This is a genomic window from Spirosoma validum, from assembly GCF_014699035.1.
Classification (GTDB): domain Bacteria; phylum Bacteroidota; class Bacteroidia; order Cytophagales; family Spirosomataceae; genus Spirosoma; species Spirosoma validum.
In genome coordinates this window covers 401,057-416,942 of record NZ_JACXAA010000004.1, presented here as the reverse complement: position 1 = coordinate 416,942, position 15,886 = coordinate 401,057, and the positions used below count along the sequence as shown (strand labels likewise).

The 15,886-nt window shown below is 48.9% G+C and carries 12 protein-coding genes; 3 read left to right on the top strand and 9 right to left on the bottom strand.

Features of this window, described 5'->3' with window-relative positions:
* Positions 1-44 precede the first annotated feature (44 nt).
* The gene (locus IC230_RS14120) at positions 45-1,397 is read right to left on the bottom strand and encodes a M43 family zinc metalloprotease (RefSeq protein WP_191039668.1); all 1,353 of its coding nucleotides are present in this window, start codon (positions 1,395-1,397) and stop codon (positions 45-47) included.
* Positions 1,378-2,343 (bottom strand): PhoH family protein, encoded by a 966-nt coding sequence (locus IC230_RS14115; RefSeq protein WP_191039667.1) that lies wholly within the window; start codon positions 2,341-2,343, stop codon positions 1,378-1,380. Before IC230_RS14115 ends, IC230_RS14120 begins: the two co-directional genes overlap by 20 nt.
* Positions 2,344-2,703: 360 nt before the next feature.
* On the opposite strand from IC230_RS14115, the gene dnaB reads away from it, so the two are divergent.
* Positions 2,704-4,290, top strand: coding sequence for a replicative DNA helicase (gene dnaB / locus IC230_RS14110; RefSeq protein WP_191039666.1), 1,587 nt, complete (start codon positions 2,704-2,706; stop codon positions 4,288-4,290).
* A gap of 78 nt (positions 4,291-4,368) precedes the next feature.
* On the opposite strand, the gene IC230_RS14105 is transcribed toward dnaB, so the two are convergent.
* Complete coding sequence (locus IC230_RS14105; protein WP_191039665.1) at positions 4,369-5,169, bottom strand: LOG family protein; 801 nt, start codon at positions 5,167-5,169, stop codon at positions 4,369-4,371.
* Between the two features lie 365 nt (positions 5,170-5,534).
* Here IC230_RS14105 and IC230_RS14100 point away from each other — a divergent pair, with 365 nt between their 5' ends.
* Entirely contained in the window at positions 5,535-6,749 is a 1,215-nt protein-coding gene (locus IC230_RS14100; RefSeq protein WP_191039664.1) for an autotransporter outer membrane beta-barrel domain-containing protein, read from the top strand.
* A 56-nt stretch (positions 6,750-6,805) separates the two neighbouring features.
* Complete coding sequence (locus tag IC230_RS14095; RefSeq protein WP_191039663.1) at positions 6,806-8,296, top strand: hypothetical protein; 1,491 nt, start codon at positions 6,806-6,808, stop codon at positions 8,294-8,296.
* Between the two features lie 125 nt (positions 8,297-8,421).
* Here IC230_RS14095 and IC230_RS14090 read toward each other — a convergent pair whose 3' ends face one another.
* The 6 genes from IC230_RS14090 to IC230_RS14065 form a co-directional block, all read right to left on the bottom strand.
* The gene (locus IC230_RS14090) at positions 8,422-9,633 is read right to left on the bottom strand and encodes a pyridoxal phosphate-dependent aminotransferase (RefSeq protein ID WP_191039763.1); all 1,212 of its coding nucleotides are present in this window, start codon (positions 9,631-9,633) and stop codon (positions 8,422-8,424) included.
* Positions 9,634-9,758: 125 nt separating this feature from the next.
* Positions 9,759-10,172: a hypothetical protein gene (locus IC230_RS14085; protein WP_191039662.1), complete on the bottom strand. Its 414-nt coding sequence runs from the start codon at positions 10,170-10,172 to the stop codon at positions 9,759-9,761.
* A gap of 70 nt (positions 10,173-10,242) precedes the next feature.
* Positions 10,243-11,532, bottom strand: a complete 1,290-nt coding sequence (locus IC230_RS14080) for a LamG-like jellyroll fold domain-containing protein (protein WP_191039661.1) — start codon at positions 11,530-11,532, stop codon at positions 10,243-10,245.
* A 294-nt stretch (positions 11,533-11,826) separates the two neighbouring features.
* Positions 11,827-12,945, bottom strand: coding sequence for a glycosyl hydrolase (locus IC230_RS14075; RefSeq protein ID WP_191039660.1), 1,119 nt, complete (start codon positions 12,943-12,945; stop codon positions 11,827-11,829).
* Positions 12,946-13,172: 227 nt separating this feature from the next.
* On the bottom strand, positions 13,173-14,267 hold the full coding sequence (locus IC230_RS14070; RefSeq protein WP_191039659.1) for an IPT/TIG domain-containing protein: 1,095 nt from the start codon (positions 14,265-14,267) through the stop codon (positions 13,173-13,175).
* Between the two features lie 18 nt (positions 14,268-14,285).
* Positions 14,286-15,854, bottom strand: a complete 1,569-nt coding sequence (locus IC230_RS14065; protein WP_191039658.1) for a RagB/SusD family nutrient uptake outer membrane protein — start codon at positions 15,852-15,854, stop codon at positions 14,286-14,288.
* Positions 15,855-15,886 lie beyond the last annotated feature (32 nt).

The following is a 15,886-nucleotide window of genomic DNA, read 5'->3' as shown; positions in this document are numbered from 1 at the left end:
CAACACATAGGCAACCTTACGTAGCGACAAACAGTGGAGTTTGTTTACTGTAATAGCAATCGCTTACTGGCGGTTTCGCCATCGGTTTTAACCCGGACAATATAGATTCCTGTCGCCAGGCCCGTTACAGGCAGTGAAATACGACTGCTGGGCGAGTTTGCATAGGTAGTCGTTCGTAGCTGCCGTCCAGTCGCATCGAAAAGATCGACCGTAAATGACTGGCTCCCTTTCAGTTGTACATCTATTGAAGGCGCTGTAGTAGTTGGATTTGGGTATAGATTGATGGTAAGTTTTTCGGTTTCGGCGAGGGGGCCGGCCGATGAATTAATCAATTTAACCCGGCGGGGACTCAAAGCAAGCACCGCCCGCATTCGCGCCACCTGACCAGCGGTGAACAGATTCATGCAGGCATCCGGCGAATAATCCATGAAATCTTCAGTCAGATCGCGGGTTTGCTTACCAGCCACACAGGTTGAATACGTCTGCCGACATTGAGTCGTTTGATTCGCGGCCTTCGTTAGTGGGGTATCCGCTACGTAGTCTTCGGCGCAGCCATCGCCGTCGCCCCAGGTATGAATCAGTCCTAACCAATGGCCAATCTCATGGGTAGCCGTGCGTCCCAGCGCATATGTATTGTTGGTAACCGTTCCAGTCTGCCGCCCAAAATAGCGATAGTCGATAATCGAACCGTCCGTCAACTCGTTTACGTCGGAAGGCAAGCCTTTTAACGTATCAGCTGTTGTCGGAAACTGAGTAAACCCCAGGTATTGATTAACTCTGGTTACCCAGATATTCAAATAGCGATCGCTAGGCCAATACGCAATTTGCGATAGCAACAAATCATCGGAGAAAACGTCGAATGACCCTTTCTGAGCGTAGTAATGACGCGTAATTCCGTTCGTAGGCTGTCCGTTCGGATCGGTTGTGGCTAGGTAAAATTCAATGCCCGCGTCAGCACCGATGGAGCTGGTATTGTACCCGTTTGTTCCTTCCTTCCGCCGGTAGTCTTCATTCAATACCTGAATCTGAGAATTAATCTGCTCGTCGGAAATGTTTATGTTGTTCGCTCCGCCAATCTGACCGGATGCGGTACTGTGCACGACATGAACGACTACCGGAATCCGATAAATCTTTTCATCAGCCTGTTGGCGTAGCGTTTTTGACTGCGATTGAAGCTGTTCAATACGGCGATTTAGTTCGTTAACCTGTCTAAGGCGATTGGGATTCCGTTGTTGCAGAATACGCTCCCGTTCGACCGTACCGCATCGGTTCAGCGCCGTTTCGTCTATCGTCTGTGCGTTTGCCGATGAGATGAGTAAACAACAAAACGAACCGGCCAGCCAGGACCAGCCGATTCGTTTTACAAGCATCCGGTTACTACTGACCAGCTTTGTCATATGCGGTGATAATTTCACGAACCAGGCGGTGACGCACTACGTCGCGGCCATCGAGTTCAACAAACGCAATGCCCTTGATGTTTTTCAGGATGTCCACCGATTCAACCAGTCCTGATTTCTGACGATTAGGCAGATCGATCTGCGATTTATCGCCGGTAATGATGGCTTTCGACGTTGGTCCCATCCGCGTCAGGAACATTTTCATCTGCATCGACGTCGTGTTTTGCGCTTCATCCAGCAGAATAAACGCGTTGTTCAACGTTCGCCCACGCATGTACGCCAACGGCGCAATTTCAATGATCCGATTTTCGGTGTAGAACTTTAGTTTTTCGGCCGGAATCATGTCATCGAGCGCATCGTAGATCGGACGCAGATACGGATCGATCTTTTCTTTCAGATCGCCCGGCAGAAACCCCAGATTTTCACCGGCTTCCACGGCTGGACGGGTAATAATGATTTTCTTAACTTCCTTATTCTTCAGGGCTCGAACGGCAATTGCTACTGCCGTATAGGTTTTACCCGTTCCGGCCGGGCCGATAGCGAAGACCAGGTCGTATTTCTCGGCGGCTTCGACCAGTCGCTTCTGATTATCGGTCTTTGCCCGGACCACAACGCCCCGCGTTCCATATACCAGCACTTCGTCATCGTCGGGTAACACAGGCGGAGCTACCGTAGTCCCGTTGGTGGGTTGCCCACTATGACTGATGTAGTTCTGGACATTTTCGTGGGTTAGTTTACCGTATCGCTGGTAATGTTCCAGCAACGAATCCAGAATGTCGCTGATGCGGCTGATTTCCGGTGTTGTGCCTTTAATCCGGATCTCGTTACCGCGCGAGATAATTTTGCTCATCGGAAAGGCAGCGGCCACTTCCTTGATGTTGTGATTCTCAACGCCCAGAAAGTCGATGAGCGAGACATTGTCGAGGGTGATGACTTTTTCGACCAAATGCTAAATAGAGTTAAAGTGTGATTCCGAAAAGTAATCGATTTCTTTACTCTTACAACGCGTTTTGTGAAAAATTTATTCATTTTAATCTATTTCATACCTCTAGCTAAAATCTGGTAAAAAACGATCTTTTTTTTGCAATAAATCTCTATCTTGCTGATGTACAGTCTACTGTCTATTTCCTATATCATGTACGCAAGTTTCTCCCCGGATCGTTGCTTAAAAAAAGAAGTTTTTTTTTGGCTCGATAGTATCAACATTACCAGAATGTTACGGCTGCTTAATGCCCGAGACAGGCTATACGTTGGCTGGGTGAAATTTGCCTTATGCGGTCAGGATTGCGTAAACTTGCAGTAAGACATGGAAAATAACGCTCGCCCTAACCAACATCTTCGCAAACCGTCGGCCTTTGCCGGAGGTCGTCAGCAAGCTGGTAATCATTGGCTCGATACAGGCCTCGGTAAATTACCTCCGCAAGCGCTTGATCTGGAAGAAGCGGTACTTGGGGCGCTGATGATCGAGAAAGATGCGCTCTCGTCCGTTGTCGATATTCTTAAGCCTGAAACATTCTATAAAGAAGCGCACCAGCGGATTTATCAGGCCATTCTAACGCTGTTTGGCAATTCTGATCCAATTGACTTACTGACGGTTACGCAGCAACTTCGTAAAACCGGCGAAATTGAACTCGTTGGTGGCGGTGGCTTTGTTTCGGAATTGACGTTCCGGGTCAATTCAGCGGCTAACATTGAGTACCACGCCCGGATTGTGTCGGAACAGGCGCTAAAACGGGCGCTGATCGCAATGTCGTCCACGATTCTGCGCGACGCCTACGAGGACACCACCGACGTTTTTGAGCTTCTCGACCGAACCGAGCAGTCGCTCTTCAAGATTTCGGAATCGAACATCAAGAAGAACTACGCCGATATGAGTACCATCGTTCGGATGGCGCTTAATGAACTCGAAACCAAAAAAAATCAGGAAGGACTAACTGGCGTACCGTCAGGATTCACGAATCTCGACCGCGTTACGTCGGGTTGGCAGCCTACAGAATTGATTATTCTGGCGGCCAGGCCAGCGATGGGAAAAACTGCATTCGTTGTTTCTGCCCTTCGAAATGCAGCAGTTGACCATGGCAAACCGGTAGCCATTTTTTCGCTGGAGATGTCGTCGGTACAGCTGGTCAATCGTCTTATATCGGCGGAAGCGGAAATTGATTCGGAGAAAATTCGGAAAGGTACGCTGGCGCCACACGAATGGACGCAGTTGCACCACAAAATCCAGCGGTTGACCGAAGCCCCTATTTTTATTGATGATACCCCTGCCCTATCCATCCTGGAACTACGGGCAAAATGCCGACGACTAAAGGCCCAGCACGACATTCAGATGGTCGTGATTGACTATCTCCAGTTGATGTCGGGCGATACGTCGGGGCGTATGGGTGGTAACCGCGAACAGGAAATTGCGTCGATTTCCCGAGCGCTCAAGAACCTGGCCAAGGAACTGAACGTACCGGTTATTGCCCTGTCGCAGTTGAGCCGGGCTGTGGAAACGCGGGGGGGTGACAAAAAACCGCAGCTCTCTGACCTTCGGGAATCGGGATCGATTGAGCAGGATGCCGATATGGTCTGCTTTCTATACCGTCCGGAATATTACAACATTACGGCCGATGAAAACGGCAACTCAACGGCGGGGATTGGGGAGGTTATTATTGCCAAAAACCGAAGCGGCTCGCTCGATACGATCCAACTTCGGTTCATCAATAAGTTTACGAAATTCTGCGACCTTGACTCGTATTTTGAACCCGTGCAAGCGCAGGGTTTTGCACCGGATGTGAACGGCTTAAGCAGTTTTGAGGCACCACCCTCGGCGGGCAGCGTTTTCAAGAGTAAAGCCAACGACATGTCGAACTTCGGCAATGCTGACCCTAGCCAGGAGACACCCTTTTAACTAACGTAGTACCAGTCCATCAGGGCTGGTGCTACGCTTACAACAACTTATTTGCTGACTGGCCAACCCGGCGCTACGTTAAAAATTTGGTTTCAGGAGGTATCGGCTGTAGAAATCATCAATGACTTTTACTGCTTCTGCCGGCGTATCGACGATACTGATCAGTTTCATGTCTTCCGGATTAATGTTGTTCTGTTCTTCCAGTACTTCTTTCATAATCCAGTCCACTAACCCCTGCCAGAACGACCGGCCGACCAGCACAATGGGAAAACGGGCAATTTTTCGAGTCTGAATCAGAGTCAGAGCCTCGAATAGTTCGTCGAGCGTGCCCATTCCCCCCGGCATGACGATAAAACCCTGGGAATATTTTACAAACATCACCTTCCGGACGAAAAAGAAGTCGAAGTTGATGCTCTTGTCGGGATCAATATAAATGTTGCTATGTTGTTCGAACGGTAGTTTTATGTTCAGGCCAACCGATTTGCCGCCTTCTTCAAAAGCGCCTTTGTTACCCGCTTCCATAATACCCGGCCCTCCACCTGTGATAACGCCGTACCCATGGCGCACGAGTTTGGCCGAAATTTCTTCGGTCATCTTATAGTAAGGATGATCGGGTTTGGTACGTGCCGAACCAAATACAGATACACAGGGTCCAATTTTGGCCAGTTTGTCAAACCCTTCAACAAACTCAGCCATTACTTTAAAAATAACCCATGAATCGGCCGTCTTGATCTCATTCCAGTCACGATCCTGAAAAGCTTCTTTGATGCGTTGTTCGTCGGGGGTTAAGAGTAACTCGTCGCGCTTAGGTAAATCGTTGGCAATGCGTTCGGTGCTCTGCGTTTCAGAGCGGTGAACATTTTCTTTCGTTTCTTCCATGTACGTAGTAAAAAAAGGCAGTGGGCGCGAAACGTACTCACTCCGTTATCATAAAAAATAGTCCCCAATTTAATCAAAAACAGTTTCCAGCCAATAGAACGCCTGTTTTCGCGGAACGTAATAACGACCAGACGATCAAAAACGTTTCTGTCCTTATCCTGCTCTACAAATTATTTTAATACTCTACTCTCTTTAGATCATTTGATTGACATGATCCGCCGGGGTTCCTATTATACAATTGAAACTACTCAAACCTTTTCAATCAGAAATCCTACAACATTTTCGATTACTACTGAGCGCTATAAAATAAGTAGTGACTACTATTCACAGCAACAGTCTCAAAGAAAATTTTAACATAACTACATATGAGAAAATTATTCCTACTGGGCTGTGTTCTTTCTGCGATGAGCGGGTATGCCCAAACCAAAATCAAGGACGGCACCGTAACAGGAAGTTCGTCTCTCCCCAATTCAGCAGCAATTCTTGACCTGGAAAGCAGCAACAAAGGGCTTCTATTGCCACGAATTACGCTGAACAATACCACTACGTGGGGACTTAATGGACCTGCTGTAGCTGGTATGAGTATTTACAATATCAATGCTGCCGTTACCAGCACGAATACTGCTTATCCTATTATTACTGGCGGAATTGGTCAGTATTATTTTGATGGAACAGGCTGGGTAGGCGTTAAAGGTACTTCTGCAAGCGGAGATTTCTGGAGTCTGACTGGTAATACCGGCACGAATCCACTGACAAATTATTTGGGAACGACCGATGCGCAGCCGCTCAGATTTAAAGTGAATAGTTTGCACTCGGGGTATATAGGATTACCTTCTTATCCGGGCGGAGGAAGTCAGGATTTCAATACTACGTTCGGCAACCGGGCCGGTGGTGACGTAGTAGCCCGGATGTTGGCATCAAGTGATTATAGAAAAAATACGGCCATCGGCTACAATGCCATGGCTATTGGCACAGTTAGCGCAGGCTCGCACACGACAGAAAATACAGCCTTAGGGTATGAAGCGGGTAATTCTTTAGGGGGTAGTAGCACCCGGAATACATTTCTTGGTAGTGTGGCTGGCGCTTCTATGACCGACGGAAGTCGTAATACAGCGGTTGGGCAGGCCGCGATGTTTTTCAGCACAGGCGGAGAACAAAACGTCGTACTTGGCTGGGGGGCAAGCGCCAACTCAGGTGCGGCCAGTTATAATACCTATATCGGTACACAAAGCGGAGCGAACGGCCAGGGAAGTGGGAATATAGCCCTCGGAGCGAATGCGGGAGCTTACCATACAGGTAGTAACCGGTTAATGATTGATAATAGCAGTACCAATACCCCCCTGATTGATGGCGATTTAGCAGGCAGGGTCCTAACCGTAAATAATACCCTTAAGGTTGCTGATTTAGCGGGAACGGGTAATCGTCCCGTGATTGTCGATGCTACCGGTCAACTCAAAACGGGCAACGGCCTCCGGATAACTGGGGTAGTGGAGTATGCTGACAATGCAGCAGCGCTGGCGGCTGGCCTACAGGAAGGCGACGTATATCGCACGGGCGATGTTCTGAAAATTGTTCACTGATATGGGCATTTTCAGAACCTTATCTACCTGTCTCATCCTTTAGCAATCCCTGATGTATGAAGAAATTTAGAATAGCACGCCATTACCTATTACTTGCTGCGCTTGTGGGTGTAGGGTTGCCGTTATCAGGTGTATTTGCACAGGCCCCTGGCTCTACAGCAACTTACAGTGGAACAGTTACCATAACGAGCCTACAGACCGATATATCCGAATCGCTCTATCTGGGGCCGGGCCTCTATACCATTGACGGCACCTGGGAAATATATAGCAAAAATGTGTGGATTGACCCAACCGCAACATTGACCGGAACCGGCAAACTTATTTTCTACAATCCACAGGAAGCTGGCGGTGCGGCCAGCCCAACGATGCTTGATGGCAATAATGGCAACTTCATGGATGTCAATGTTGACATGAATAATTTACAGAGCATGGTGCTGACGGACATTCCTGATCCGGGCTTTGGCAGTATAAATCCGGGTGGAGCCCTGGCAGCCGCGTTGAAAATTGGAAAGGCTTTTAATCTGGTATCTGACAACGGACAAGCAGCATTTGATGGTGGCGACGTTGTGTTAAATGGCAACGACTTTGTATTTGATGCTGATGCGACGATTACTGGGTACCGACCTAATCGTTACGTTCAGACCAGCAATAGTATCATGGGCCACATGGTTAAACAGTTTGGTGCTACGTCGTCAGCCTTCACCTTTCCGGTAGGTTTTGAAAATTCATTTACCTACAACCCAGTGCAGATCACCGCTAGTGAGGGGACTTTCCACGTTAGTGTACAAGACCATACAGCAAGTCTGTCGGATGAAAGTGGTTTGGCACAGGGCACAAACCGTACCTGGCACATTTACGCCGATGCACCGACCCAGGCTACGATTGACATCCAGCATGATACAGGCACAGAATACGGAAGTTTTAATAATCAGTCTCCTCATTTTATTACCCGCTGGAAGGGTAGTGTAAACTGGGAATACAACACATCCGATGTTGGCGCTCCGGGTACTCTAACCACGGGTCCTTCGCCAACTCCGTCAAGTTCGTTACGTAGCCTAACAACCACAGTGGTTGGCTCAGCAACAGATCCGCTTTCTTATTACACCAAAACATTTTTCCAAGTACCCGATCTGTTGCCAGTTCTGTATGCCCGTCCCTCTACTCAGTACAGTACCACGCCCTTCTCTGTCGTCGTAGATGTAATTGAATTGAATTCCGTCGCTACGACGGGACTGATTACCGTCAAGATCACCAAAGATCTTATGATTAATCTCACTTTCAATAGCGGAACCAGCTCAGTAGGAGGTCGATCCGTACAGAACAATGTGTGGAATTTTGATGCATCCAATCCAACGTACTACGTACTAACCACTACGCAGGCTGTTGCCGCTGGCGATAAGCTCTCTTTTGGCCTGGATGGTTTATTGACTCCTAATGCTACGGCGGGAGTTGTCACGATCAGCTCGGTAATTCTTGGTGGTAGTGGTGGCGAGGCTAAAATCACGAATAATATTGATGCGGACAAAATTGATTACTTCCCGCAGTAAGGACCTATTGTCATAAAAGTGACTGCCATCGGCAGGTAAAATAATAAGCTAAACAACGTAGAGCGAGCTTCTAAGAAAAAGCTCGCTCTACGTTGTTTAGCAATCGGGAACGTCAATAAAAAAGCTTACTTCCGTCGGCTTTCCAGAAAGCCTTCAATCCGGTCTAACGCTACGTTCAGTTCATCAACGGTTGGTAGGCAGACAATGCGAAAATGATCGTTGTGAATATAGTTGAAGCCATTGCCGGAGACAACCAGTACTTTTTGCTCGGTGAGCAGGTTGTAAACAAAGTCGTCATCGCTGGCTAATCGGAACTGCGTCAGATCGATTTTTGGGAAAATGTACAAAGCGCCTTTGGGCTTCACACACGTAACCCCCGGAATCGCGATCATGCGTTCATAAGCCAGCATCATCTGTTTGTGCAGACGCCCCGTTGGCATAACCAGATCGTTAATGCTCTGATAACCACCCAATGCCGTCTGAATAGCATACTGTGTCGGTACGTTGGCGCAGAGCCGCATACTAGCCAGTAAAGTCAGTCCTTCAATATACGATTTTGCCCGCTGACGCGCTCCACTAAGAATCATCCAGCCACCCCGAAAACCAGCGGCCCGGTAATTTTTCGACAAGCCGCCCATCGTGATGCAGAGTGTGTACTGAATCATTTTGGAAATCGGATAATGTACGGCCCCGTCATAGAGAATCCGGTCGTAAATCTCATCGGAAAATACGATCAGCTTGTGTCGCTCCGCCAGTCGGGCAATGCCTTCGAGCACATCTTTTTCGTAAACTGCACCGGTCGGATTGTTGGGATTAATAACGACAATGGCGCGTGTCCGGGGCGTAATTCTCCGTTCCAGATCAGCCAGGTCGGGATTCCAGTCAGAGGCTTCGTCGCAGATGTAATGCACGGGCTTGCCACCACAAAAGGCAACGGATGCCGTCCAGAGCGGGTAATCGGGCGAGGGTACTAATACTTCGTCACCTTCGTTGAGCAATGCCTGCATCGACAGCATGATTAGCTCACTGACGCCATTACCAATGTAAATATCGTTGATCGTAATACCCGGCAAACCGATGTTCTGCGTATGGTGCATCACCGCTTTCCGGGCCGCAAACAGGCCCCGCGAGTCAGAATAGCCCTGCGCGTTACGTATATTCAGAATAATATCGTGGACAATTTCGTCGGGTGCATCGAAGCCGAACGTAGCGGGATTACCAATATTCAGGCTGATGATTTTATACCCCTGGCTTTCCAATTCAAGCGATTTCTCATAAATCGGGCCGCGAATATCGTATTTCAGATGCGTGAGTCGGTCACTTTTCAGGATTTCCATTCCAGGCACTTCTACTACTTCAGGTACGTCTACGTCGATGTAATCTACTTCCATACTGCAAAAGTACAGAAACTAAAGCAACTTATCCGTTGTGGCTTTTCACTTGATTTATCCTATTGTTTCCTTCACAATTTAAGTTTTCCGTAACTGTTCGCATATACTTTTCCCTTCTGAGGGTGTGTAAACTTTATGGCCGACCAAGTCGAGTTTATGCTCAGTGTTTTACTTTCGACAAGCCCATAGTCATAACCTATTTCAATCACTTTTGTCAGGACAAGATCCGTTCCCTGCTGACCTGCCTTCGGCCAGGAAACCCAAAGATTACCGGTTGGCTTTAAATGCGCTTTCAGGATTGAAAATTTCTCATGAAGCTCAGCCTGAGTCGTTGCAAAAAGGTGAATGTAGTCAAAATCACCACTCAAGCTAGTGTCAAGATCAAGATCTGGCAGATCGATGGCGTCAATGGCGTCGGCGGGCGCGTTGATCAATATCGCCCGGGCACCTGATTTGACACCCATTTTCGCTGATACGGATTTCATACGAGTTGTCCAGGATAGAATCGTCTTTGTCTTTTACCAGGTAAACTATTTTGCTGTATATTTATTGCGGTCAGGGCTTCTCAGATGCATAGAGTTGTTGAACTTCAGCCGTAGTCAGCGCGCGATTAAAAATTCTCAGCTCGTCAATTTTACCTTTAAAGTCCGAAGCTGCCCCCAATAGCGGCACAAAGGCATTCCGCCCGATAGTCACCAGGTCATTATTTGACGTCATAGCGATGATCGCTTCTTCATTGTCCAGAACACCATTGATATATATCCTTATTTTTCTGTTATCAGCTACCCACACTACGTGTGTCCATTGATTGGCCTTGACGGTCCCCTTCGAAAGAACCTCTCTATTAAGTCCCAAACCATCAGAAATCCAGAAGGCCGCATGATTGGTATTCAAATAAAAATCATACGGACCGTAATTAACTGTTTCATATTTAGCAAAAATGGAGGCATACATCCGGTTCACTTCGTCCGGATTGATCCAGCCCGTAATCGCAAACGAGTTGGAAAGACGGTAACCTCTACCTAGTTCCGCATAGTCGCCGGAACCGTCTAGCAGCAGGCATCTGCCCTTCACACCGTTTGCGAAGCTCGCGTTCCCTTTCAGCGTACCACCACTCTCCGGCCCATTGTCATTTCGGCAATCATTCTGATCAAACGAAAAATAGGCGATCACCGAATTACTGACGGGTGGATCGACTTTTACCTCCGCCTTTACGGCTACTTCATAGGTCTGTGTACTGCCATCTTCAGCCGTAACGGTGTAAATTACTGGATTGGTAAAGTTCTGGACCTGTCCCGAAGTGGGCGAAACAGTTGCTTTAGCGGAAAATGCGATGGTTGGGACTAAGGTTGTCAAACTTGTGCTTCCCGGTACTATAGCCGCAATTTTACGCGTCGTCTGGTCGACCGTTGCCGAAACAACCGGGCTGAGAGTGGCAAACCTGAAATCTGTGATTTGCTTTTCAGACGATTTAGGTGGTCCTGCCACCACCATCTTTACCGTATACGTCTGCGCACTGCCGTCCTCAGCGGTAATTGTGTAAAGGATCGGATTAGTAAAATTCTGCACACTACCGGAAGTTGGTTTAGCCGTTGCTTTGGTTGGGAAAATAAAGCTGAGCTTAAGAGCTGTTACGTCGGTACCAAAGGGTACTGTCACAGTATAGGTGAACGTGCTGGCATCATACATTGAGGATGCACCACTTAACCCGTCAACAATAGGATCAGTGAACGTCTTTGTTGAGCTCTTGGGCAGTTGGGGTGTATTGGGCGTTACACTACACCGAACGAATACTAAGCAGAGGAGAAGCAGTAGCCCAGACGTGGCTCGCGAAACTAATTTCATCACGGTATGGATTGGCCATAAGCGTCAGATTTCGTTGCATACTCTGTCAGGGATGACCTGTTGCAGCGTCAAATCAGACGTTGAAGCCTGAAAATAAGTTTTATACTGAATTGACCTGTCTGCCATATAAACTCAAACCTGTCTGGCGAGAGTTAATATCCATATAGCTGTATCATGCCAGCTATGACAGTCAAGGTAACAGCGAATATAAACTTATTTTTGTCTGGATAGAAATAGCCGATATTACCTATAATCTGTCTGCGTCTCTTTGTAGACTATCGACTCCCTACTTATTCATCGCTTTCTCCAATCGGGCAATTCGTCACGTGTGATGACGTCGGTGTCTGTATACACAGCTTTCAACGCTTCGAGCGGTTGTTTTTTGATCCAGTCGGAGCCAGTCCAGACGGCGAACCAGGACCACCATGTATTTAACGTACGGACGTTATCCGGCTTGGGCAAGTGGCCTACTTCCGAGAGCGTCAGTAGTTTTTTGCCGTTAAAGGCAGTCTGTGCATTCGTCCAGTTGAGGCCTAGAGTAGCCGTAGCCTCGGTGTAAATATCTAAACCAACGATGTCGACGTATTGATCGCCGGGATACCAGTCCGGGTTGATGGTGTCGGTGCCCGTGTAGACCCAGATCAGATTGTGTAGCTGGTGGTAATTGGTCAGGCGGTCGTATAGAATTTGCCAGAGTTCTTTGAAGGGCCCGGCACCTTTGGCACCCCACCAGAACCAACCGCCGGGCGCTTCGTGCAATGGTCGCCAGAGCACCGGTACGTCGGCATCCTGAAACTTTTTAAGCTGTCCCGCAATGGCGTCGATGTCACGGAGTAGAAGTTTGTACCGTTCGCCGTTTTTGTCGACTAAGGCAGCTGCCAGATCGAACGTAGTGGCTCTCGTATAAAAGCCGCTCCACCACAGTTTGTCGGGGGCCTGGTTAATCAGATCGGTAGGTGCGTTCCAGTGCCAGCACAGACTAATAATGCCCCGGCCCTCCCCCTTCTTCGCCCAATCAATACAGGCCTCGCTGGTACGTAGTGGTTTACCACCAAACTGAACCCGACTAGGTGAGTAATCGATTAAATCGAAGGCGCCGATGGCGGGTTCTTTACCGGTTTTTTCCAGTACGTATTCCACATCGTCCTGCTGACCTGAGATGACTTTACGTCCGTACTGCTCAATCAAATAGGCGAATAGACCTTTCGTGGAAGCCGTCGCCTGGCTATCCCTGAGCTGACTTGAGGGTTTGAGGGGGGACGCCGGATTTGTCGGTTTCTGCACGGTATCCGCCACGGTCAGCGGTTCAGCGGCTTTGCAACTCGAAAGACTACCAATCAGGCACATACTCAGTAGAAAAACAGGGAGTTTTTGACAAAAACGATTCAGGTCAGTTGGTAAACGTAATGGCATATAGGTAAACGAGTTACGTCATTTCGGGCAAATAAAAGTCGCGTAGTAACGGGAGGTTTATAGAAAACAGATTGTCCGTTCAGTGGAGTTAGTCGCGTAGCGACTGGACAATTGTTGGAGCGCTACGTTGTCAGAATCTGACCCTAGCTTCATCTACAAACATTCCGTCGCTACGCGACTGCTACGTATTCTAGGTTGGTTCCAGACAACTGGCTACAACCTTCTGGTTATTTCACCAGCATCAGGTCATCAAAATAGAATGTTTCATCTTGTTTATCAGGCCCTTTGATGCGGAAACCAACCTGCTTCAGCGTTTTGCCCGCTACCCAGAAATCCATATCAGACAGCTTGATCTTGAAGTAGTTCCAGACACCCGCTTTCACATCGACTTTGTTCGCTTCTACAAAGTCGCCAAAGCCTGCTTTTCCAGCATCGGTAGTCAGATAGAGCGAATAATCAGCCGAAGCGCCTTTGATCCAGCCCGTTACGTACGTATAATCCGTCGAGTACGGAATGGCCGACGACGACCAGTTGGCAAACGCAATCAAATGCCAGTTTCCTTTCTGGAAATTTTTACCGATTGAAGCTTTTCCGCTTGCAAACTCTTTCGTCGATATGGCGGCAGCATCACCCCAGGAGCCATCGGCAAAACCAGCCCCGTAGGCATCGGTGAAGATTTGATACGCTTTGTCGACGTTTACAAATTCCTGCTTGGTCCGCATCCGACCCGTACTGTTCGTGATACTGAGCGTACCACGCGTTAACGTAGTGGTCGGCATTTGAACGACCAGTTGCGTTTTCGCTTTCGAGACAACAATGGCGGCATCCGAAATTCCCTTCACTGAATCGGCAATGGCCACCGCCGTTACGTCGTCGAAGTTATTGCCCGTGAGCGTAATGACCGTCCCTTTCGTGAAGTTGTAGTTCGAGACCGACGTCACCGTTGGGTACGCCAGCGCTTTAAACGGAACTGTCAGCGTATTACCCGCACTGTTAGTGAACGTGATGTTCTGTTTCCCACCCAGCACGTCGGTAGGTACCCGAAAAATCAGTACGTTATCGGTGTTGAGAGTGGGCTGAAATCCAGCCGGTACGTTCTGTTTCTCGAACACAATGCTGCGAATGTCGCCCAGGCCCGTACCGGTCAACGTAACCAGTCCACCCCCAGCGGCCGAGTCCGGCATAATCTTCGTCGCTACGGGATTACCCGGTGCGATCTGCGGGCTCCCGTCGGTATCTTTTGTGCAGGCGCTCATCCAGAAACCGGTAACTACGGTCAGGAAGGCCAAGCCTGCTATTCGGTTTATTTTGTTGAATTTCATTGGCTTACTCAGTGGAAATTAGTTATAGTACGGAACGGGCTCTTTGCCTAACTCAGGATCTTGTACGATCTCACCCGCCGGAATCGGCAGAAACATCTTGTCTTCCGTGAAATTAGTGAGGTACGTAGCGCCTGTTACTGTTCCCCGGTTTTGTTTCTCGATAATCGTCTTCGCTTTGGCGAAACCCTGCCGCTGAACATCGTACCAGTAGTCGCCTTCGAACGCGAATTCTACCCGACGTTCGTGCAGAATATCATCGTTGGTAAACGACGTCTTCGGCGACAGACCGGCCCGGACTCTAACCTTATTCAGAGCCTCAAGTGCTTTGGCATCCGTCGTCGAGGCAGCCCCCGCCAACGTAGCTTCGGCGTAGATTAACAGAATGTCGGCGTAACGTAACAACACGACGTTGTTGCCCGAATTCTGACCCAGCACGGGTTCTCCACCAAATCCCTTCCCCGGACCGGCGAAGTATTTGACGATGTTGGCGCGGGTAGGACTCATGCTACCGCCATCGGCCGTCGGCTGCAACGTATCGTATTTGAATCCGTTGGCCATAAACGCGTTGTATTTAGGCATGTTCGCACGCTGGGGTTTCCAGCTTGGGTTGGTCCAGCCCTGTTCCATCACCGACCATCTCCGACGCAGATCACCGAATTCGTATTCTTTCAGCATGTCCAGCGTGGGTACGTACATTTCCCACGCATCTGCTTCCGAGGTACGTAGCGCTCCAGCCCCGCGATCCGGGTTTTTGATGTTGCCCGTTCCCCAGGGGTCTGCAGCAAACTGGTGCTGAATTGAAAAGATGGCCTCGGCATTGTTGTTCATGCTCATTTTGGTGAACATACCCGTGTAATCGGTAACCAGGCTATATTTACCCGAACTGATCACTTCGTCGGCCTTTGCTTTGGCGTTCGCGTAATCTTTGCTGTACAGATACATTTTGGCCATCAGGCCCTTGGCTGCGGCCTTTGTCACCCGACCCGCTACGTCCGATTCGGGCAATCCCGCTTCGGCCATTTTCAGTTCTTCGAGGGCAAACCGTAATACGTCTTTTTGCAGATAACGCGGGATGTTGAAATTACCCGAGAGGGCTGTTGCGCCCGGATCAGTTATGATCGGCGCAGCTCCCCACGTACGGGCGATGTAGAAGTAAATCATACCACGAATGAAATGGCATTCGGCAATGGCCGGGTCCAGATAAGCCGCACCGCCACCGGCCGCTTTCTTTTCTTCGAACGTTTTGATCATGACGTTGGAATAGCCAATGATCTTGTAAAACGCTCCCCAGGCTGCCCCGATCCGGTCAGACGCCGACGAAACCGTGAAGTTCAGGTATTCGACGTCGGTATAGGTAAACATGTTGCCGCCCATTACGTCGCCGATGGCATCCTGCGCCCGGCTTTCGTAGTTGCGCCAGGGCAACCCACTGTAGAGCGTACTGGTCGCGGCCCGGACTTCCTCCGCGTTGTTGTAATAGTTTCCGGTTGTGGTGCCCGACAGCGAAGGCCGGTCAATGAAGTCTTTCGTGCAGGAAGACAACAGCACCGCCGGAAGCATGAGGGCATATAGTGGCTTAAGTTTCATGTTGATTTAATTTGAAGAAAGAGAATAGACGT